General features: G+C 66.1%; 19 protein-coding genes and 2 pseudogenes. 6 read left to right on the plus strand and 15 right to left on the minus strand.

Annotation, left to right across the window (positions count from 1 at the left end):
• Window positions 1–7: 7 nt before the first annotated feature.
• From EN786_RS06470 to EN786_RS06515, 10 genes are all read right to left on the minus strand, one after another.
• Complete coding sequence (locus tag EN786_RS06470; RefSeq protein WP_187331196.1) at window positions 8–682, minus strand: response regulator transcription factor; 675 nt, start codon at window positions 680–682, stop codon at window positions 8–10.
• A gap of 209 nt (window positions 683–891) precedes the next feature.
• Window positions 892–2,442 carry a Do family serine endopeptidase gene (locus EN786_RS06475; RefSeq protein WP_127310087.1) on the minus strand — a complete coding sequence of 517 codons (1,551 nt, stop codon included), beginning with the start codon at window positions 2,440–2,442 and terminating at the stop codon, window positions 892–894.
• Window positions 2,443–2,561: 119 nt separating this feature from the next.
• A complete protein-coding gene (locus EN786_RS06480; RefSeq protein WP_135908083.1) occupies window positions 2,562–3,026 on the minus strand; it encodes a cytochrome c-type biogenesis protein in 465 nt (154 codons plus the stop codon).
• A complete protein-coding gene (locus EN786_RS06485; RefSeq protein ID WP_127311861.1) occupies window positions 3,023–5,014 on the minus strand; it encodes a heme lyase CcmF/NrfE family subunit in 1,992 nt (663 codons plus the stop codon). The genes EN786_RS06480 and EN786_RS06485 overlap by 4 nt, the downstream gene beginning before the upstream one ends.
• A complete protein-coding gene (ccmE, locus tag EN786_RS06490) occupies window positions 5,014–5,457 on the minus strand; it encodes a cytochrome c maturation protein CcmE (RefSeq protein ID WP_127311860.1) in 444 nt (147 codons plus the stop codon). Before ccmE ends, EN786_RS06485 begins: the two co-directional genes overlap by 1 nt.
• Before the next feature lie 3 nt (window positions 5,458–5,460).
• Window positions 5,461–6,597: a c-type cytochrome biogenesis protein CcmI gene (gene ccmI / locus EN786_RS06495; protein ID WP_127311859.1), complete on the minus strand. Its 1,137-nt coding sequence runs from the start codon at window positions 6,595–6,597 to the stop codon at window positions 5,461–5,463.
• Between the two features lie 177 nt (window positions 6,598–6,774).
• The gene (locus tag EN786_RS06500) at window positions 6,775–7,212 is read right to left on the minus strand and encodes an RT0821/Lpp0805 family surface protein (protein ID WP_127284047.1); all 438 of its coding nucleotides are present in this window, start codon (window positions 7,210–7,212) and stop codon (window positions 6,775–6,777) included.
• Between the two features lie 175 nt (window positions 7,213–7,387).
• The gene (locus tag EN786_RS06505) at window positions 7,388–8,809 is read right to left on the minus strand and encodes an ATP-binding protein (protein WP_127284048.1); all 1,422 of its coding nucleotides are present in this window, start codon (window positions 8,807–8,809) and stop codon (window positions 7,388–7,390) included.
• On the minus strand, window positions 8,793–9,458 hold the full coding sequence (locus tag EN786_RS06510) for a response regulator transcription factor (RefSeq protein ID WP_127284049.1): 666 nt from the start codon (window positions 9,456–9,458) through the stop codon (window positions 8,793–8,795). Before EN786_RS06510 ends, EN786_RS06505 begins: the two co-directional genes overlap by 17 nt.
• Before the next feature lie 70 nt (window positions 9,459–9,528).
• On the minus strand, window positions 9,529–9,828 hold the full coding sequence (locus EN786_RS06515) for a hypothetical protein (protein WP_127284050.1): 300 nt from the start codon (window positions 9,826–9,828) through the stop codon (window positions 9,529–9,531).
• Window positions 9,829–10,053: 225 nt separating this feature from the next.
• Between EN786_RS06515 and EN786_RS06520 the strand changes: the two are divergent.
• Window positions 10,054–10,440 (plus strand): annotated as a pseudogene (locus EN786_RS06520) (ester cyclase).
• Window positions 10,441–10,449: 9 nt separating this feature from the next.
• Here EN786_RS06520 and EN786_RS06525 read toward each other — a convergent pair.
• The 3 genes and pseudogenes from EN786_RS06525 to EN786_RS06535 form a co-directional block, all read right to left on the minus strand.
• Entirely contained in the window at window positions 10,450–10,857 is a 408-nt protein-coding gene (locus EN786_RS06525) for a DUF3168 domain-containing protein (RefSeq protein WP_127284052.1), read from the minus strand.
• A 187-nt stretch (window positions 10,858–11,044) separates the two neighbouring features.
• Window positions 11,045–12,598, minus strand: coding sequence for a trimethylamine methyltransferase family protein (locus EN786_RS06530; RefSeq protein WP_127284053.1), 1,554 nt, complete (start codon window positions 12,596–12,598; stop codon window positions 11,045–11,047).
• Window positions 12,599–12,716: 118 nt separating this feature from the next.
• Window positions 12,717–13,079 (minus strand): annotated as a pseudogene (locus tag EN786_RS06535) (glycine cleavage T C-terminal barrel domain-containing protein); the annotation flags it as partial.
• A gap of 124 nt (window positions 13,080–13,203) precedes the next feature.
• Here EN786_RS06535 and EN786_RS06540 point away from each other — a divergent pair.
• From EN786_RS06540 to EN786_RS06555, 4 genes are all read left to right on the plus strand, one after another.
• Window positions 13,204–13,842, plus strand: a complete 639-nt coding sequence (locus EN786_RS06540) for a TetR/AcrR family transcriptional regulator (RefSeq protein WP_127284054.1) — start codon at window positions 13,204–13,206, stop codon at window positions 13,840–13,842.
• Between the two features lie 161 nt (window positions 13,843–14,003).
• The gene (locus EN786_RS06545; RefSeq protein ID WP_127284055.1) at window positions 14,004–16,160 is read left to right on the plus strand and encodes a penicillin-binding protein 1A; all 2,157 of its coding nucleotides are present in this window, start codon (window positions 14,004–14,006) and stop codon (window positions 16,158–16,160) included.
• Between the two features lie 162 nt (window positions 16,161–16,322).
• The gene (locus EN786_RS06550) at window positions 16,323–16,907 is read left to right on the plus strand and encodes a DUF1214 domain-containing protein (protein WP_127311006.1); all 585 of its coding nucleotides are present in this window, start codon (window positions 16,323–16,325) and stop codon (window positions 16,905–16,907) included.
• Entirely contained in the window at window positions 16,900–17,448 is a 549-nt protein-coding gene (locus tag EN786_RS06555) for a DUF1254 domain-containing protein (RefSeq protein WP_127283109.1), read from the plus strand. Before EN786_RS06550 ends, EN786_RS06555 begins: the two co-directional genes overlap by 8 nt.
• 54 nt (window positions 17,449–17,502) lie before the next feature.
• Here the strand turns inward: EN786_RS06555 and EN786_RS06560 are convergent, their stop codons facing one another.
• Window positions 17,503–17,682, minus strand: coding sequence for a hypothetical protein (locus EN786_RS06560; RefSeq protein ID WP_187331197.1), 180 nt, complete (start codon window positions 17,680–17,682; stop codon window positions 17,503–17,505).
• 188 nt (window positions 17,683–17,870) lie between these two features.
• On the opposite strand from EN786_RS06560, the gene EN786_RS06565 reads away from it, so the two are divergent.
• A complete protein-coding gene (locus EN786_RS06565) occupies window positions 17,871–18,926 on the plus strand; it encodes a DUF2336 domain-containing protein (protein WP_127283107.1) in 1,056 nt (351 codons plus the stop codon).
• Here the strand turns inward: EN786_RS06565 and EN786_RS06570 are convergent.
• The gene (locus tag EN786_RS06570; RefSeq protein WP_127283106.1) at window positions 18,921–19,271 is read right to left on the minus strand and encodes a DUF1491 family protein; all 351 of its coding nucleotides are present in this window, start codon (window positions 19,269–19,271) and stop codon (window positions 18,921–18,923) included. The two genes, EN786_RS06565 and EN786_RS06570, sit on opposite strands and share 6 nt — an antisense overlap.
• Between the last annotated feature and the right edge of the window lie 54 nt (window positions 19,272–19,325).

Consider the following 19,325-nt stretch of genomic DNA (forward strand, 5'->3'; position numbering starts at 1 on the left):
GCAGGTGCTACCCGCCCTTCAGCATATAGCCGGCGCCGCGAACCGTGTGCAGGATCGGCTTGTCGAAACCCTTCTCGATCTTGCCGCGCAGGCGCGAGACGTGGACATCGATGACGTTGGTCTGCGGATCGAAATGATAGTCCCAGACATTCTCGAGCAGCATGGTCCGCGTCACCACCTGGCCGGCATGGCGCATCAGATATTCGAGCAGGCGGAACTCGCGCGGCTGCAGCGTGATCTCGCGCGCGGCGCGACGGACCGAATGGGAGAGCCGGTCGAGCTCGAGATCGCCGACCCGGTAGACGGTTTCGGCTTCCCTGGCGCTGGCGCGGCGGTTCAGCACCTCGACGCGGGCGAGCAGTTCCGAAAAGGCATAGGGCTTGGTCAGGTAGTCGTCGCCGCCGGCGCGCAGGCCGGTGACGCGATCGTCGACCTCGCCCAGCGCCGACAGGATCAGCACCGGCGTCGTGTTGCCCCTGGAGCGCAGGCCGGCGATCACCGACAGGCCGTCGCGGCGCGGCATCATGCGATCGACAACCATGACGTCATAGTCGCCGGCATCGGCGAGCGCGAAGCCGGTTTCGCCGTCGCCGGCGACATGGGCGGTGTGGCCGGCCTCGGCAAAGGCCTTCTGCAGATAGTCGGCGGCCTCGCGATCGTCTTCTATGACGAGAATCTTCATAGAGCCGTTATACGCGATTTCGCTCTGAGATTGAGTGGCCGGCATGAGCATCAGGGCCTTTGATGGTTGGGAGCGGCAGCGGGCGATGGGAAGCCCGCTGCCGCCGGGGTCGGAACACGGTGACTGACTAACGTATTCGGGCCCCGTGCTTTCCCCTGCGGCGGCTCGGGGGTGTTGAAACCGCCGCTTCGGGAAAAGTTGCGCGATCGTCAGCCCTTGGCGACGGGCAGCGCGACGAAGCGGTTCGCGTCGTCGCGGGTGATCTGCACCAGCACCGCCTTGCGGCCCGACTTCACGGCGTCGGCCATCGCCTTGTCGACATCTGCCGTGCCGCTCACCTCGGTCGAGTTGACCGAGGTGATGACATCGCCGGGCTGGATGCCGCGATCGGCGGCGTCGCTGTCGGGATCGACATCGGTGACCACCAGCCCCTTGCCGTTATCCGACTTGGTGACGGTGAGGCCGAGATCGGCCAGCGTATCGGCCTTTGGCGTCGCCGGCTGCTTGCTGTCATCGTTCGACGCCTGCTTGTCGCCCGCCGGCAGCTTGCCGAGGTCGACCTTGACGTTCTCGCTCTTGCCGTCGCGCCACACGGTGACATCCACCAACTTGCCTGGCGCGTAGGCGCCGATCAGACGGGCGAGCTCTTTCGGCGAAGCGACGTCCTTGCCGTCGACCTGGGTGATGACATCGCCGGCGGCAATACCTGCCTTCTTGCCGGGGCCGTCGTCCTGGGCGCTCGACACCAGCGCGCCCTTTTCGGACTTCAGTCCGAGTGACTCGGCGATGTCGGAGGTGACCGGCTGGATCTCGACGCCCAGCCAGCCGCGCTGGACGGAGCCGCTCTTCATCAGGTCCTGCACCACTTCCTTGGCGGTCGAGGCCGGGATGTCGAAGGCGATGCCGACGCTGCCGCCCGAGGGCGAGAAGATCGCGGTGTTGATGCCGACGACCTGGCCGTTGAGGTTGAAGGTCGGGCCGCCCGAATTGCCGCGATTTACCGAGGCGTCGATCTGCAGGAAGTCGTCATAGGGGCCGGCACCGATATCGCGGCCGCGGGCCGAGACGATGCCGGCGGTCACGGTGCCGCCAAGGCCGAACGGATTGCCGACGGCCACCACCCAGTCACCGACGCGAACCTTGGAATCGTCGGCGAAGTCGACATAGGTGAACTTGCCATCGCCTTCGACCTTGAGCACGGCGAGATCGGTGCGCGGATCGGTGCCGATCAGCTTGGCGTCGAGCTCCTTGCCGTCGTTCATCACCACGGTGAAAGCGGAGCCCTCTTCGACGACATGGTTGTTGGTGACGAGGTAGCCGTCATCGGAGATGAAGAAGCCGGAGCCCTGAGCGACCGGGCGCGGCTGGCCGTCATTGTGGCCGCGGTGATTGAAACGGCGCATGCCGAACTGGCCGCCCTGATCGCCGAAGCCACGGAATTCCTTGAAGAAGCGGCGCAGCTGCGGATTGTCGGGCAGGTTGTTCATGCCGTCCTGATCGTCGGACTGGTCGGAACCGTCATCGGCGGCGGGCTCGATCTTGGCCTTGACTTTGACGCTGACGACGGCCGGGGAAACGCGCTCGACGACATCGGCGAAGCTTGGAACCTGCGGCGCCTCGACACGCACTGCATCGGCCAGAACGGGGGCGGTTCCGGTGGCGAGCGCGCCGACGCCGAGCGCGCCGATGACAACCAGCGACGCAACGGTCGCGGTCAGGCGCTTGCGGGTGCCGAAATATGAATTGGGGGCAATGTTCATGGGTCTCGTATCCTCTTTCACAAGGGATGCGCTCAGGCTGGCATCCTCCGGCAAGAGGAATAGAGAGCCGCACATTACGGCGCCATTTCCAGTACATGAAAGTTTTGTAATGTTGGCGCTCAGTCGCGCAGCATCTTGTCCAGCGCCGCCTGCTCCTCGGCGGTGAGCGTGTTCGCGGGGGCCGAGCGGCGTGAGCGGGCGCTGAGCAGGATGAACAACCCGCCGGCAAGGAGAAGAACGACCGGCGTGCCCCACAGCAGCGCGTTGCGCAGGCTGAAGCGCGGCTTCAACAGCACGAACTCGCCATAGCGGGAGACGATGTAGTCCATCACCTGCTGGTCGCTGTCGCCGGCAACGAGGCGCTGGCGCACCAGGATGCGCAGGTCGCGGGCGAGGTCGGCGTCGGATTCGTCGATCGACTGGTTCTGGCAGACCATGCAGCGCAGGCCTTCCGAGAGCGCGCGCGCCCTCGCCTCCAGCGCCGGATCGGCGAGCACCTCGTCGGGCTTCACCGCGAAGGCGCTGCCGGCGAAGACCAGGCCCAGCAGCAACGCCAGCGAGGCGAGCGAAACCCTGACCTTCATGGCGCGCTCACGGCAGGCGCGGCGCCGGCCGGCTTACGGCGCCGCGACGGCGCACCGACGCGCAGGCGGCGGTCCATCAGCGACATCAAAGCGCCCGCCATCATCACCAGGGCGCCGCCCCAGATCAGCGTCACCAGCGGCTTCCACCACAGCCGAACGACGACGGAGCCGTCATTGCCCTCGTCGCCGAGCGACAGATAGAGCTGGCTGAACCCGATCGTCCTGATGCCGGACTCGGTGGTCGTCATCTGCCGCACCGGATAGAAGCGCTTGGCCGAACTGATCTCGCCGCTGGCGTTGCCGTCGGCGCCGATGACGAGGAAGCGGCCACGGTCCTCGCTGTAGTTCGGTCCTTGCGCCGGGTAGAGGCCCTCGAAGCGCAGCGTGTTACCGGAGAGCTCCACCGTTTCGCCGGCGTGCATGGTCAGGATCTTCTCGGTGCCGAATGAGACAGTGCCGACTATGCCGAGCAGGGTCAGGCCAAGGCCGAGATGCGCGAGCGCGGTGCCGAACACCGAGCGCGGCAGGCCGGTAAAGCGGCTGAGCACGACCGCCGGCGCAACATTGCCGAGCCCGGACTTGACGGCGAGATCGGTGAGCGCGCCGCAGAGCAGCCAGACGGCGAGACCGACGCCAAGGGCGGCGAACACCGAGGCGCCGTCGATGAACAGCGCCGTCACCAGCACGGCGGCAAGTGCTGCCGCGAAGGCCGCCATCAGCCGCTGGGCGGCGGCAAGGACGTCGCCGCGCTTCCAGGCAAGCAGCGGTCCGAACGGCACGATCGCCAAGAGCGGCAGCATCAGCGGACCGAAGGTGAGGTCGAAGAAGGGCGCGCCGACCGAGATCTTGCCGCCGGTGATGGCTTCGAGCGCCAGCGGATAGAGCGTGCCGACCAGCACCGTGGCCGTGGCGGTGGTGAGGAAGAGATTGTTGAGGACCAGCGCGCCCTCGCGCGAGATCGGATGGAACAGGCCGCCGGCGGTCAGCCTCGAGGCGCGCAGCGCGAACAGCGCCAGCGAACCGCCGATGAACAGCGTCAGGATGCAGAGGATGAAAACGCCGCGCGCCGGGTCAGTGGCAAAGGCATGCACCGACGTCAGCACGCCGGAGCGCACCAGGAAGGTGCCGAGCAGCGACAGCGAGAAGGTGAGGATCGCGAGCAGCAGCGTCCATATCTTCAGCGCCGAGCGTTTCTCCATCACGATCGCCGAATGGAGCAACGCCGTGCCCGCGAGCCACGGCATGAAGGAGGCGTTCTCGACCGGGTCCCAGAACCAGAAACCGCCCCAGCCGAGCTCGTAATAGGCCCAGTAGGAGCCCATGGCGATGCCGCCGGTGAGGAACATCCAGGCGACCAGCGTCCATGGCCGCACCCAGCGCGCCCAGGAGGCGTCGATGCGGCCCTCGATGAGCGCGGCGACCGAAAAGGAGAAACAGATCGAGAAGCCGACATAGCCGAGATAGAGCAGCGGCGGATGGATGGCGAGGCCGAGGTCCTGCAGGATAGGGTTCAAATCGCGGCCCTCGATCGGCGCCGGGTTGAGCCGGATAAAGGGATTGGACGTCGCCAGGATGAACAGGAAGAAGGCGGCGCCGATCGCCCCTTGCACGGCGAGCACATTGGCCCTGAGCGTCGCCGGCAGGTTTGAGCCGAAGACGGCGACAAGCGCGCCGAAAAAGGTCAGGATCAGCACCCAGAGCAGCATCGAGCCCTCGTGGTTGCCCCAGGTACCGGTGATCCTGTAGATCAGCGGCTGCAGCGAGTGCGAGTTCTCCCAGACGCTCGCCACCGAGAAATCGGAACCCGCATAGGCGCTGGCCAGCGCGGCGAAGGACAGCGCGGAGAGCGCGAAGCCGGTGACCGCCACCGGACCGCCAACCGCCATCATTTTCAGGTTGCCGACGCGCGCGCCATAAAGCGGCACCAGCATCTGCACCAATGACAGCGCAAAGGCCAGGACGAGCGCGAAATGTCCGGTTTCGACCATTATTCGCTCTTGCTTTCCTGCCAGACACCCTTGGCCTTCAGCCCGTCGGCGACTTCCTTCGGCATGTAGCGCTCGTCATGCTTGGCAAGCACGCTGTCAGCGACGAAAATGCCGTCCGCGCCAAAGCTGCCTTCTGTGATGACGCCCTGCTCCTCGCGAAACAGGTCGGGCAGGATTCCAGTATAGGTGACCTTGACCGATTTCTGCTTGTCGGTCACCGAAAAGGCGACCGTCGCGCCCTGCCCGCGCACGATCGTGCCCTTTTCGACAAGACCGCCGAGGCGGATGCGCTGGCCGGGCTCGACAGTCGCCGTGGCCAGATCGCCGGGCATGTAGAAATAGGACGCCTTCTGGCCAAGCGCGTAGAAGGTGAGACCGGTCGCGGCGGCGAGGAATGTCAGCCCGGCCACGATCACCGACAGTCGCTTCTGCTTGCGCGTCATCGTCTACTCCGTCGCCGCCAGGCCGAGCGTGGCGGCAAAGGCGGTGAATTTCTTCGCTTCCTCGCTGCCGGCGCCAAAGGCGGCAATGGCGCGGCCGAGCGCATCGCGCGCCTGGTCGGCCTTGCCGAGCACCGCATAGGAACGAATGAGCCGCATCCATCCTTCCACATCGCGCGGGTTTTGCTTGAGCTTTTCGTCGAGGCTGGCGACCATGGTCTCGATCATCGCTTGCCTGTCCTGCGGCGACATCTGCTGAGCGGCGTCCACGGCTTGCGCGTCCGGGCCGTTGGCGGGGGCGCCCGCCGCAGCGGACTTGCTTGCCGTGTCGGCCAGCGCCTGCTCGACCGCGCCGCGCCACGGAGAGTCCGGCGGCAGCGCGGCCAGCATCTTTTGCCAGGCCGCCGTCGCCTCGCCGGTACGGCCTTCCTGCGCCAGGCCCATCGCCAGATAGAAGCTCGCCTTCGCATTGGCGGGGTCCTGCTTCAGCGCCGCCTCGAAGGCAGCCTGAGCCTCGGCCGAGACGATGCCGCCGGCGGCGTTGGCGATCGCCTCGCCGAGACCGGCCTGGCGGGCCGCGCTGTCGCCGTCGAGGCGGATGGCGTTGCGGTAGGCGCTGACCGCGTCGGAATAGCGCTGCAGCCGCAGATAGACAGGCGCCAGCACGTCCCAGCCCCTGCCATCGGACGGGTTGGCGGCAAGATGCGCCTCGGCACGCGCCACCAGCTCGTCGACCGAGGAGTCGGCGGGGTTCTTGGCGAGCCTCTCCGTCAGAGGCTGCGACGGCAGGTCGGGCGAGCCGAGCTTGATATAGAGGCCCCAGCTGACCAGCGGCACCGCCAGCACGGCCGCCGTCGCGACCAGCCTGGTCGCCATGGATGACCGCCGGGCGGCCGGGCCGGACTGACCAGCAGCGCCCAGGCGCAGGATGCGACGACCGATTTCGGCGCGCGCTTCCTCAGCCTCCGCCGGCTGGATCAGGTCACGCGCCACGTCGCGGTCGAGTTCCGACAACTGGTCGCGATAGACTTCGAGGTCATGCTCGCCGGCGCTGGACGCGCCCTTGGTGCCGCCGGCCAGCGGCAGCAGCACCGCCAGGCTGGCGCCCAGCGTGAGGATCGCGGCTATGACCCAGAACAGCATGGTTCTTCCAATAACGGCAGAGCCCTGCCCTGCCAACACAGGCACGCTGCGACGCTTTGACGGCCAAGCGTCCGCCCGTCATTGATCGACGTCAACCCGACAGGCCTCTGGCCGGTTTCTTCTTGATGCATGTCGTTGTCCCAAAACCGCTTCACACTTTTGGGCGACATGCATTGGTCAGGTCAGCGGCGTCCAGCTGCCGTCGCCGTTGCGGCAGGCGGTACCGCGCGCGGTGGCGCTGGCGGTGCCGGTGAAGACGGTATGGGTGTACTGCCGGCAGTCCTGCGAACCCACCCTATACGGCTGAGCTGCGACGACTTCGCCGGAATGGCCGGTGCTGTCGCCCTTCCAGGTCACCTTCTGGCCGCTCGCCGTGTATTCGAGCGCCTTGTATTCGGCTTCCAGCGCCTTGCGCTTGTCGGTGTCGTCGAGGCCGGAGCCGATCGATCCGCCGACAAGGCCGCCGTGCATGGCCGAAATGATCGTGGTGGCCACCTTGCCGCCGGCCGGCGGCGTAGCGGCCGGCGTGACGCCGGCGTCCGGGCCGCCCCGGCTCAGCGTCGTGCAGCCGGAAACGGCCAGCAGTGCGGAAACGAGCGCGACGCGAATCTTCATGCCAACAACCGGTTTTCTCGAGCAGGATGTGCTGGGGGCGGCGCCATCGGGAAAGTTGGCGTGGCCATAGTGTTGATGTTTGTCGGAAATTTGGCCGCGGCCGCCGACATCGGGAGCAATCGACGTGGCGCATACCATGCTCCGCCCATCGATGTCGACCGGCCCGGGCAAGGCATCACTGAAGGCTCCGCAACCGCACTACCGCCTTCAAGCCGCCCATGGCGGAGCGTTCCAGCGCCAGCACGCCGCCATATTCGTTGACGAGGTCGGCGACAATGGCGAGGCCGAGCCCGGTGCCGGGCTTGGTTTCGTCGAGGCGCCGGCCCCGCTTCAGCGCCTCGCGCGCCTTGTCCTCGGGAATGCCCGGGCCGTCATCCTCGATCGATATCTCGAACAGGCTGACGCCGGGAACCGGCGCCACCGAGACGGCGACCGCACCCTTCGCCCATTTCAGGGCGTTGTCGAGGAGGTTGCCCAGCAGTTCCTCCAGATCCTCGCGCTCACCGCCGAAGATGATCTCGGCCGCCGGCAGCGACAGTGTAAGCTTGATCTCCGGCTTGAGCTTCTGCAGCACCCGCACCATGCGCTGCACCAGCGGCGTGACCGGCGTGCGGTAGACTACGCTGTCGCGCTGGGCGGCGACGCGCGCCCGCTGCAGATAGTGGTCGACCTGCTTCTGCATCGAGGCGGCCTGTTCGGCGATGAGCTGGCCCTTGGCGCCGCCGAGCGCCCGGCCCTCGTTGAGCAGCACCGCGAGCGGCGTCTTCAGCGAATGGGCGAGGTTGCCGACCTGCGTGCGCGAACGCTCGACGATGCGCTTGTTGTTCTCGATCAGCGCGTTGGTTTCGTTGGCAAGCGGCTCGATCTCGGCCGGGAAGCGGCCGTCGAGCCGCTGCGCAGTGCCCTCGCGCACCATGGCCAGCGCGTTGCGGACACGGCGCAGCGGCTGCAGGCCGATCAGGATGGCAATGGCGTTGATGGCTATCATGCCGACGCCGAACAGCGACAGATAGGTGAGCAGGCGGCGCTGGAAGGTAGCGATCTCCTGTTCCAGCTCGGTCTGATTGCCCATGACGCGGAAGCGCGCGGCGCGGTTCTTGGCGTCGAGGACGAATTCGCTCTCGAACACTTCAAGCTCCTCGCCCTTGATGCCTTCGGCCGAGTAGCTGCGCTGGAAGTTCGCGTTAAAGGGAACCTCGGCGACGGAAGGCGACAGGACCGACGTCGTCATCGAGGAGGAGTGGATCTCGCCGTGGACGCCCTCGGAGGCCGGCTCCACGGACCAGTACCAGCCGGAATTCGGTTCGGAAAAGCGCAGGTCGCCAAGATCCGGCGCGCCGGTGAGCGCCCCGTTGTCGGAAATGCCGACCGACCCGATCAGGTTGAACAGATGCGCCGACAGCAAGCTGTCGAAGCCGCGCTCGCTCGCCTGACGGTAAAGCGTTGTGATCAGGGTGAAGATGACGACCAGCGTCAGGATCGCCCAGAGGGTCGAGAACGCAATGACGCGGAAGGCCAGCGAGCGCGGCCAGAGCCGCGCCGCGAAAGGCTTCCTTGCGATTGTAGCGAGCGGTTCCGCCTTACGCCTCCGGCTCACGCATGCGGTAGCCCATGCCGCGCACGGTTTCGATCATGTCGATGCCCATCTTCTTGCGCAGCCTGCCGACGAAGACTTCGATGGTGTTGGAATCGCGATCGAAATCCTGGTCATAGAGGTGTTCGACCAGTTCGGTGCGCGATACCACCTCGCCCATATGGTGCATGAGATAGGCAAGCAAACGGAATTCGTGCGAGGTCAGCTTCAGCGGCACGCCGTCGACATCAGCTTTGGATGCCTTGGTGTCGAGGCGCAGCGGCCCGCAGGTCAGTTCCGACGAGGCATGGCCGGCGGCGCGCCGGATCAGCGCCCTGACCCGCGCCAGCACCTCCTCGATGTGGAAAGGCTTGGTGACATAGTCGTCGGCGCCGGCATCGATGCCGGCCACCTTGTCGCTCCAGCGGTCACGCGCGGTGAGGATCAGCACCGGCATCTTGCGGCCGCCGCGGCGCCAGCGCTCGACCACGCTGATGCCGTCCATCTGCGGCAGGCCGATATCGAGGACGACGGCGTCGTAAGGCTCGGTGTCGCCGAGGAAATGCCCCTCCTCGCCGTCGAAGGCGCGGTCGACGACATAGCCGGCGTCGACCAGCGCGTCCGACACCTGCCGGTTGAGATCCTTGTCATCTTCGACGACGAGCACACGCATGCCGGAGTTCAAACCTCTTGACGTTCAGGGCGGATATACAGCGATTCCAATAGTTTGGGAAACTTCGATATCAATTCAGCGGAACGACGATCTCGGTGCGGCGCGGGCGCTGCCCATCCTTGCCGGGCACCAGCACGACGATGACGCAGACCGCCTGGCCGCCACGCGTCGCCTGCGAGGCCTTGGCCAGCGTGCCGCCATTCTGCGCCGCCACCTGCTGGCCGATCGCGTAGCAGTCCGATGCGGCGACGACGAACGGCTGCGTGTCGTCAGGCGCGATGGCCGGAGCCGACATTGCCTGCGACGCGAGCAGGCCCGTCGCTGCGAGCGCCAGTGTCGCGGTTCGGAGATGGGAGCGAAACGTATTCATGGCAGGCGTTGTAACGCATCGGTGCTGAACGTGAAATGAACGGTGAACGCCCGAAAAACCATGCCCGCAACACCCCCTGAAACGCAACTGCGATCGCGCCGTTCCCCTCAGGCCCGACCCCAGACTCATAACCGGAAAACGGCGGTGGCGGCTAATGGTTTCGTTGCAGACCTTTCGCCTTGCCCCGGGTAGAGTACGAAGACCCGATGAGGAGAGTAGCAGGCGATGGGACGCGAGGAACTTGCCGAACTTTACCGTGGCTACATCGCGTGTCTCAACGCCCAGGACTGGGCCAATCTCGGCCGGTTCGTCGGCGAGGCGGTGCAGTACAATGGCGAAACGGTTGGACTGTCGGGCTATCGGCGCATGCTCGAAGGCGATTTCCAGGCCATTCCCGATCTCCGTTTCAGCATCGAACTCCTGGTTTGCGAGCCGCCGCGCGTGGCTGCCCGCCTGCATTTCGACTGCACACCCAAAGGCAGGTTGTTCGGATTGCCCGTGAACGGCAAGCGGGTCAGCTTCGCCTAGAACGTGTTTTACGAATTTCGCGACGCGCACATATGCGAGGTCTGGTCGGTCATCGACAAGGCCGAGATCGCGGCTCAGCTTTAATGCGATCCGTCAGGCGTCTTCCCGCGTGACGGCGCGGAAGCGCTGCAGTCCATGATGGACCGCAAGGTCCTCGTCGTAGCGAGCCTCGGCGAACTCCAGCGACAGGCGTGTTTGCCCGCGCGGGCCGATGGACAGCGCCGCTCCCGCAAGGCGCGCCTCGATGCGGTTCATGATGAGGCGCGTTTCAGCCTCGCCATGGGCCTTCGACCAGACATGCAGCGTGACAAGCTGGTCGGCGTCGTTGTCGGCGCCGGTGTCCTGGTCGAACGCGCTGGTGTGGCCGTACGTGACATAAGGAAAGGCGGCGTTCTCGGTTGCCCGCTCGAGCAGGCCGGCGCCGCCCAGCAGCGCCGTCAGCTTCGCGTCACTCTTCAATCTCTGGAACAAGGCCTGCAGCAAATCGTCGGGCGCCGTCATCGTCGTCTCCGCTCGCCAGTCACGCCTTGGACAATCCCTTGCGCCGCCAACAGTCTTCACATGCAGCGTAGCCGCGTCGCAAGACCCGCGCCAGACCGCATGACACTTCCTGTCCGGATATGACTGGCCTGGCGTCAGGAATGCCTTGTCGCCTTGCGGCAGTTCCGCAAGGCTGGACTGATCTCCGTCAAGACACCGGCGCAGCGCCGCCCTCCTCGGTGCGTCGGGCGATGAACTCGTCGAGCACGCCGGCCGTGGCGGCGGCCGAAGCCGGGGGCTGGAAGTCGGCGAGCAGCCGCTTCCAGATGCCGGTAGCGCGCTCGGTGGCACTCTTCGAACCGGCCTGCGTCCAGCTACCGAAGTTCGACCAGTCGGCGACCAGCGGCTCGTAGAAGGCGGTGCGGTAGCGCGCCATGGTGTGACCGGCGGAGAAGAAATGGCCGCCCGGTTGCACCTCCGCGATGGCCTCGAAGCCGATGGAATCCTCGTCGCCGGGTGTCCTCGCGCAAAGCTCGGCGACCGTCTGCAGCGCCTCGATGTCGGTGATCAGCTTCTCGTAGGAGACGCTCAGCCCCCCTTCCAGCCAGCCGGCGGCGTGGATGCAGACGGTGGCGCCGGCCAGTACCGAGCCCCACAGCGCGAACTGCGTCTCATGCGCGGCCTGAGCGTCGGAAATGTTGGCGGCGCTGCCGCCGCCGGAGCGCCAGGGCAGTCCGGTGAAGCGGGCGAGCTGGCCGGCGCCGAGCGTCGCCTTGACGTGCTCCGGCGTGCCGAAGGCCGGCGCGCCCGACTTCATGTCGACATTGGAGGAGAAGGAGCCATAGACGACCGGCGCCCCGGGTCGCACGATCTGTGCCAGCGTCAGCCCTGCCAGCGCCTCGGCATGCTGCAGCGTCAGCGCGCCGGCAACGGTGATCGGCGCCATGGCGCCGGCCAGGCAGAAGGGCGTGATGATCGACACCTGGCCGGCCCTGGCGAAATCGATGATGCCTTGCGCCATCGGGATGTCGAGCTGGCGCGGCGAGTTGGTGTTGATGACGGTGTAGCAATGAGCGCCGGCGCGGAACTCGTCCTCGGAGAGGCCGCGCGCCAGGCGGACCATCTCGAAACTGTCGTCGACCTGCGGAGTGCCGCGCGCGAAGACGAACGGGAACTTGTCCGAGAGCGTCAGCTGCGCCCGGTTGACGGCATAGTGACGGAAGCGATTGTCGACATCCTGCGGCTCGATGCTGGGACAAAGCATGTGCAGCACGTCGAAATGCTGGATGAGCTTGGTCAGTTCCTCGTAGGCGGCCAACGTGCCCGGCCGCCGGCCGCGTTCGAGATCGGTGACGTTGGGCGCGCCGGCCCCGGCGAGGAAGGTCATCGAGCCCAGTTCGAGCATCAGATCGCGATCGCGCGCGCCGCCATGGGCTTTGATCGAGCGCGGCGCCGAGGCCAGTGCCGCCTCGACCAAGTCGCGGCCGATGCGCACCATCTGGCTGTCCTCGTCGACCAGCGCGCCGGCGCCGGCCAAGACATGCCGCGCTTCCGGCAGCAGCACCTTGATGCCGAGTTCCTCCAGCACGCGCAGCGCCGTGTCGTGGATGGCCGCGACCTGGTCCTCCGAGAAGATCGGCTGCGGCAGGAACGGGTTCTTGAGCGACCGGTAGTCCGGCCGGCGGCTTGACTCGCTGCCCGCCTCGCCGGTGCGTCCACGCCGGCGTTCGCGCCTCAGATCGCGGGCGACATCTTCAACCATGTCATATCCTCCTTGGAACAGGATGACTTTTCTTCGAAGCGTCATCCCGTTCCATCTTATCCTCTTGTTTGGGCATGATCTTTTCCGAAAACCGGTTCCCACTTTTCGGGATCATGCTCTATTGCCGCATCGCCTTGCCGTCGGGGTCGTGGGGTGAGGCGGGGATGACGCGCGCCGGCCGTTCGACGCCGACAATGTGCACCGAAAGCTCCGTCCCCTCCCCGGCGAAATCGTCGTCCACCAACGCCAGCGCGACGCTCTTGCGAACCGTGTAGCCAAAGCCGCCGGAGGTGACGAAGCCGACGCGCCGACCCTTGTGCCAGACCGGCTCGAAACCGCTGGCGTCGGCATCGACGGCATCGATCTCCAGCGTCACGATCCGCCGCGAGACGCCGGCGTCACGTTCCTTCAGCGCCGCGTCACGGCCGATGAAGTCGCGCTTGGAGACGGCGATGAAACGGTCGAGGCCGGTCTGCCCCGGCGTACGACTTCACGAGCCTCTCCCTCTCGTTGGAAGCCGTGACCATATACCCACTGTACATATGTGTCTAGACACTTATGTGCAGAGCTTGCGCGAGGCAACTGGCCGTGCCACTTGTGTGTCCATGATCATGATTGCTCCGCAGGACGAGCCGGCGCCCGGCAACATCAAGGTGACGCGCCAGGACTGGATCAAGCTCGCGCTCGAAATCCTGATTTCCGACGGTATCGAGAGCGTGCGCGTGCTGTCGCTCGGCCAGAAGTTGGGCGTGTCGCGATCGAGCTTCTATTGGTATTTCGAAAGCCGGCAGGATCTGCTCGACCAGTTGCTGAAGCATTGGCATGAGACCAACACCAAGGCGATCGTCGAGCGCGCCCGGCGCCCGGCCGCAACCATCATCATGGGCGTGCTCAACGTGTTCGAATGCTGGGCCGACGAGCGCATGTTCGACCCGAGGCTCGATTTCGCCATCCGCGAATGGGCACGCCGTTCCGACGACGTGCGGCGCATGATCGACCAGGCCGACGACGATCGCCTCACCGCCATCCGCGACATGTACCAGCGACACGGCTATGACGCGGAGAATGCCTTCATCCGGGCGCGCGTTCTCTACTACATGCAGATCGGCTACTATGTGCTCGACCTGAAGGAACCGGTCGAGGCGCGCGTCAGCCATCTCGCTGCCTATCTGCGCGCCTTCACCGGCCAGGAGCCGAGCGATGCGGACGTGGCGCATTTCATGCGCTTCATCGCGGCGCGGTGATATCGCTGAGTCCGCATTATCAACCTTAGCGATCAACAAAGCTTGTGTGTGGCTTCGCTGCCCTTGTGAGCGGTGGTAAAATGGTCGAATAGTCGCGCAGGGTGCCACTCTCCGAAACTACCGATGCTGTTTCGGGCAGTGCGCTGGGGCGGAATTCTGCAATGGCAAGTCCTTTGAGACCACGCAAGAGAAGAGGCCGCATCGCCTCGGCGCTGCTTGCCGTCGACGCCTGGCTCGATTCCTCGCTCTACGAGATCGGCTTCAAGGCGCGGGAATTCTGGGAAGCGGCGACCATCTTTTCCCGACGCTTCCGCGTCAAGGGCTGGCGGCGCGGCATCATCGAGGTGCTCAGCGAAGGCTTCACCATGGGCGCCGGCGGCGTCGTCGTACTGCTTGCGCTGGCCATGCCCGCCTTCCAGATCACCGACGGAGACTGGCGCGCCCAGGGCGACTTCGCCGTCACCTTCCTCGACCGCTACGGCAACGAGATCGGCCAGCGCGGCATCATCCAGCGCGATTCCGTGCCGGTCGACGAGATGCCCGACCATGTCATCAAGGCGGTGCTGGCGACCGAGGACCGGCGTTTCTTCGACCATTACGGCATCGACGTGCTCGGCCTGTCGCGCGCCATCTTCGAGAATGTGCGCGCCAACTCGGTCGTGCAGGGCGGCTCCAGCATCACCCAGCAATTGGCCAAGAACCTGTTCCTGACCAATGAGCGCACCCTGGAGCGCAAGATCAAGGAAGCTTTCCTGTCGCTGTGGCTGGAGGCCAACCTTTCCAAGAAGGAGATCCTGCAGCTCTATCTCGACCGCGCCTATATGGGCGGCGGCACGTTCGGCATCGAGGCGGCGGCGGATTTCTATTTCGGCAAGAGCGTCAAGGATCTGAACCTCGCCGAGGCGGCGATGCTGGCCGGCCTGTTCAAGGCGCCGACCAAATATGCCCCGCACATCAACCTGCCGGCCGCCCGCGCGCGGGCCAATGTGGTTCTGTCCAACCTCGTCGATTCCGGCTTCATGACCGAGGGCCAGGTGCTGCAGGCAAGACTGCACCCGGCCGACGTCGTCGACCGCGGCGAGCAGAAAAGCCCGGATTACTTCCTCGACTGGGCCTTCGACGAGGTCAAGAAGATCGCCAAGCCCGGCCAGCATTCGCTGGTCGCCCACACCACCTTCGACGCCAACATCCAGAAGGCGGCGGAGGAATCGGTGGAATTCCATCTCCGCCAGTTCGGCAAGGAATACAACGTCACCGAAGGCGCGGTGGTGGTGATCGAGACCAACGGCGCGGTGCGCGCCATCGTCGGCGGCCGCGACTATGGCGCCAGCCAGTTCAACCGCGCCACCAAGGCGCTGCGCCAGACCGGCTCCTCGTTCAAGCCCTATGTCTATGCGACCGCGATGGAGCACGGCTTCACGCCGGACTCGGTCGTCTCCGGCGGCGCGATCAGTTGGGGCGGCTGGTCGCCGCACAACTACAATGGCGGCTCGGCCGGCAATGTGACGCTGATCACGGCGATCGCCAAGTCGATCAACACCGTGCCGGTGCGGCTGGCCAAGGACCATCTCGGCATCGGGCCGATCAAGGCGATGGCCGAATCGATGGGCGTGGAGTCGCCGCTGGAAGGGCACAAGACCATGGTGCTCGGCACGTCGGGCATGACGGTGATGGACCAGGCGACGGGCTACAGCGTCTTCGCGCAGAACGGCCTCGTCGGCTCGAGGCACGGCATCACCCAGCTCGTCACCCGCACCGGCGATGTCGTCTATGACTGGGCCAAGGACGCGCCGCCGCCGCACCGGGTGCTGTCGGAGCAGGCGCTGAAATACATGAACACGATGCTGGCGGCGGTACCGGTGATCGGCACGGCACGGCGCGCCCAGCTCCCCAACATCGTCGTCGCCGGCAAGACCGGCACGACGCAATCCTATCGCGATGCCTGGTTCGTCGGTTTCACCGGCAACTACACGGCCGCCGTCTGGCTTGGCAATGACGACTTCACGCCGACCAACAAGATGACCGGCGGCACGCTGCCGGCGATGGTGTGGCAGCGGCTGATGGTCTATGCGCACCAGAACATCGACCTGAAGCCGATCCCCGGCCTCGACCACCCGTTCGTCGATCCGGAAGTCGCGGCCAAGGCCGAGGAGGCCGCCAAGAAGAACGCCGAGGCGGCCGAAGCGCAGGCCGCGGCCGAGCGGCCGCCGGTGTTGTCCAGCCAGACCACCCAGATGCTGCGCGAGATGACCAAGGCGTTCCAGAGAGCCCCAGTGCTCGACGCGCCCAAGGCGCCGGAAACGCTGTCGGCGCTCTGAGCGCAGGTGACGGATCGCCGTCATTGCCAAGCTGGAAAACCTCTCATCTGACCGAGCTTCGCTTGTCCCCTTCTCCACTAGGGGAGAAGGGGACAACCCGCTTGCCACGAGGCCCCTGCCCGCGATATCCCCGAACGACAAGTTCTCCTGTTTTGGCTGTTCATGCTCAAGACCGCCCTCCTGACGCTGCTTTCGCTTGCCATTGCCGTCGGCGTCGGCGGCGGCAGCGTCTGGTATGCGCTGCAGGCGCAGGACGGCGTCGGCGCGATCAGGATCGGCCAATGGACGGCCTTTCCCGAGATCGGCACGCAAGGCGCCGACCCCTATTCGAAAGCGCGCGTGGCGCGCGAGGGCGTGCTGGCGCTGGGCAAGGCCGAGGGCCTGTCCTTCATCGCTGAGCGCGATGCCGGCGGCGAGCCGTTGAGGCGCGAATGCGCCTATACGATCGAAGGCGGATTCCCGACCGCCCGCTTCTGGACGCTCTATGCCGCCGACCAGTCGCTGGGCGTGGTCGACACCGGCAAGCCGAGGCTGGCCGCGCTTCAGTCCTACCAGGTGCTTCGCCAGCCCGACAATGCGGTGACGATTGCCGTCGGCAACCGCCCCGCCCCCGGCAACTGGCTGCTGACCGACGGCTTCGGCAAGATGTATTTCGTGCTCACCTTCTACGATACGCCGATCGCCAGCAGCACCGGCCTGTCCGACGTGGCGCTGCCCAGCATCGTGAAAGTGGGCTGCAATGCGTAGGCTCTTCCACGCCGTGCTGCTCGGCCTGATCGGCGCCGGCATCGTCCATATCGTGGTGCTGATGCTGGTGCCGGATTTTTCCGAGCGCGATGCCTGGTCGCGGCTGGCGATGGCCTCGGACCTCTACAGGATGACCAGGCTCGACGCCGAGGCCGGCGGCGCGCCGGTGGTGAAGTCGGTCGATCCGCTGTTCTACGCGGCCGCCTGCCGCTTCGACCTCGCCGAAGGCCTGGTGCGCATCAAGGCGCCGGGCCACGTGCCGTTCTGGTCGGTCTCGGTCTATGACCGCAACGGCCACAATTTCTATTCCTTCAACGACCACACCGCGACCGGTGGCGTGCTCGATACGGTGGTGCTGACGCCGGCGCAGATGATCGATGTGCGCCGGGAACTACCGGAGGAGCTCCAGGGCGCGATCTTCGTCGAGGCGCCGATCGAGGAAGGCATCTTCGTCATCCGCGCCTTCGTGCCGGACGACAGCTGGAAACCGATCGTGTCACGCTTCCTGGAGCAGAGCTCCTGCGAGCTGCAGGAGTACTGACCGGCCGGCCCCGCCTGCGCTATCCCCAGTGCTGGAGCGTCCTTGCCGCCTGCCCTAGTGATGCGGCACGGGCGTCGGCGGCTTGTCCGGGCCAGCCGGCCGCGTCTCGCCGGCCACTGGCGGCTGTTCGTAGCGGACGCCGGGGAAGATGATCACCGCCGCCGGCGTGCCGGTGTTCTGAACTGCTCGATTTACTGGTGCCGGTCGCGGCACGAAAGACAGTACCATGCCCATGGTTCGCGTATTCCTCTCGGTTGCACCGGAGCAGAACGCAACGCCTCCAAAGTTGATTAAGGCGGGCAGAGGGTTAACGGAGCGCTAACGGATCGCCGCTAATTTGATCTTTGTTTCTGGCGAACGCGAAACCGGCACGGTTCGGTCGAGCAAAGCCAGGCTTGTGTCGAGTATCGGGCGTATCCTCCGTGTCATCTTCGGATTTCAGGCAAATCGCTATTCGGACGGAGGCGGGAAAGGCCGAAAGGCTGTTCCGCGCATCGGTATCGGCATTCTGCTCGCTCACGCGCCCATCGCGGCGCCAGATCGGCCAACTCGAGGACCTGACGCTGCCGCTGTTCGAAGAGGTGTCGGTCGAATCGCGACGCTACGTCGCCGCCGCGCTTTCCGAATGCGAATACGCGCCAGGCGCCCTGGTCCGGCGGCTGGCTGAGGAGCCGGTCGACATCGCCGCTCCCTTGCTGACCCGCTCGCGGGCGCTGAGCGACATCGACCTCATCGCCTTGATCGGGCGACACGGCCTGCCGCATGCGCGCGCCATTGCGCGCCGCAAGGAACTGAACCCGACCATCGCTGATCTGATCAGGGCGCTCGAGAAGCCGACGCTGGTCAGGGTGCGGCCGCCACAGCCGATCGCGCAGCCAGTGTCCGCGAAAGCCGAAGCGGCGTCGGCCAAAGCCGAAGCGACACCGGCCGCGGAATCGCTCGCCATCGCCACCGACGAGGATGCGCGGCAACCGCCAGGCATGGCTGCCGAAAATGCCAGGCGCCGCCTGCGCGCGATGATGCGTCCTGAAACCGGAAGCGAGAGTGTCAATCCGTTCGTCGGCCGGGCGAGCTTTGTGAAGCTGCGCGAGACCGCGCTGACCGGCAATGCGGCGTTCTTCCAGACCGCGCTGGCGGACGCACTCGACATCGATTTCCAGACGGCGCGCTCGCTGACCGAGCAGGCCAGCTATGCCGCGCTGCTCGCCGCCTTGCGCTCGCTCGACCTCAGCGAGGATCGCGCCTTCCTGATCGCCGTCGCCGTCTACCCCCGGGAGTTTCCCCATCCGCAGGCGATCCGCCTGTTCCTCGACCGCTACCGCCTGCTGCATCGCGAGGCGGCGCTCGACAAGGTGCGCAACTGGAAGGCCGAGACCCTGTCGCGGGGGATCAGCGGCAACGCAGCCGACAGGGCGAATGACGAGGAGCGCCGGGCCTCGAACAGCGGCGACGCGGCCGCCAGCCTCAAGGCGTCATGAGTCCGTCCTGACGGACAAAAGCTCCTCGACCGGAACGGCGCCGGCCTCGATCTCGACCACCCATATATCGGGATCGAACTTCTTCTCGCGCTCCAGCCTGGCGTCGAACGGCGCGGCATCGTCGCCGGAGCCGAGCAGGCTGAAGAAGCGCTCGTCGGGCTTGGCCGAATCGTAGCTGGTCTGCGGCGCCGGCCCGAACAGGGCGACCTCGCCCAGCCGGCCGCGCGACAGCACGAAGATCGCGCCCGCCTCGGCCGCGCCGCGCGTGACCACGGCGGCAAAACCGCCAGCGGCGAACACCCGGCGCAACAGGGCCGACACCCACAGGTCAGTGGTCACGCGCATGGCAAGGTTCCGGACGACATGCGCGGCTCCTTACAGCATCAAGCCGGAAACCAA

The organism is Mesorhizobium sp. M4B.F.Ca.ET.143.01.1.1 (assembly GCF_004792275.1).
In the GTDB taxonomy this organism is placed as follows: Bacteria; Pseudomonadota; Alphaproteobacteria; order Rhizobiales; family Rhizobiaceae; genus Mesorhizobium; species Mesorhizobium abyssinicae.

What these genes read in the sequence shown, in the direction of transcription:
- ccmI (WP_127311859.1), bottom strand. Translation starts at nt 6,597, where the DNA reads ATGCTGTTCTGGGTCATAGCCGCGATCCTCACGCTGGGCGCCAGCCTG.
- EN786_RS06545 (WP_127284055.1), top strand. Translation starts at nt 14,004, where the DNA reads ATGGCAAGTCCTTTGAGACCACGCAAGAGAAGAGGCCGCATCGCCTCG.
- EN786_RS06540 (WP_127284054.1), top strand. Translation starts at nt 13,204, where the DNA reads ATGATCATGATTGCTCCGCAGGACGAGCCGGCGCCCGGCAACATCAAG.
- EN786_RS06515 (WP_127284050.1), bottom strand. Translation starts at nt 9,828, where the DNA reads ATGAATACGTTTCGCTCCCATCTCCGAACCGCGACACTGGCGCTCGCA.
- EN786_RS06525 (WP_127284052.1), bottom strand. Translation starts at nt 10,857, where the DNA reads ATGACGGCGCCCGACGATTTGCTGCAGGCCTTGTTCCAGAGATTGAAG.
- EN786_RS06485 (WP_127311861.1), bottom strand. Translation starts at nt 5,014, where the DNA reads ATGGTCGAAACCGGACATTTCGCGCTCGTCCTGGCCTTTGCGCTGTCA.
- EN786_RS06550 (WP_127311006.1), top strand. Translation starts at nt 16,323, where the DNA reads ATGCTCAAGACCGCCCTCCTGACGCTGCTTTCGCTTGCCATTGCCGTC.
- EN786_RS06480 (WP_135908083.1), bottom strand. Translation starts at nt 3,026, where the DNA reads ATGAAGGTCAGGGTTTCGCTCGCCTCGCTGGCGTTGCTGCTGGGCCTG.
- EN786_RS06570 (WP_127283106.1), bottom strand. Translation starts at nt 19,271, where the DNA reads ATGCGCGTGACCACTGACCTGTGGGTGTCGGCCCTGTTGCGCCGGGTG.
- EN786_RS06470 (WP_187331196.1), bottom strand. Translation starts at nt 682, where the DNA reads ATGAAGATTCTCGTCATAGAAGACGATCGCGAGGCCGCCGACTATCTG.
- EN786_RS06555 (WP_127283109.1), top strand. Translation starts at nt 16,900, where the DNA reads ATGCGTAGGCTCTTCCACGCCGTGCTGCTCGGCCTGATCGGCGCCGGC.
- EN786_RS06560 (WP_187331197.1), bottom strand. Translation starts at nt 17,682, where the DNA reads ATGGGCATGGTACTGTCTTTCGTGCCGCGACCGGCACCAGTAAATCGA.
- ccmE (WP_127311860.1), bottom strand. Translation starts at nt 5,457, where the DNA reads ATGACGCGCAAGCAGAAGCGACTGTCGGTGATCGTGGCCGGGCTGACA.
- EN786_RS06500 (WP_127284047.1), bottom strand. Translation starts at nt 7,212, where the DNA reads ATGAAGATTCGCGTCGCGCTCGTTTCCGCACTGCTGGCCGTTTCCGGC.
- EN786_RS06510 (WP_127284049.1), bottom strand. Translation starts at nt 9,458, where the DNA reads ATGCGTGTGCTCGTCGTCGAAGATGACAAGGATCTCAACCGGCAGGTG.
- EN786_RS06475 (WP_127310087.1), bottom strand. Translation starts at nt 2,442, where the DNA reads ATGAACATTGCCCCCAATTCATATTTCGGCACCCGCAAGCGCCTGACC.
- EN786_RS06530 (WP_127284053.1), bottom strand. Translation starts at nt 12,598, where the DNA reads ATGGTTGAAGATGTCGCCCGCGATCTGAGGCGCGAACGCCGGCGTGGA.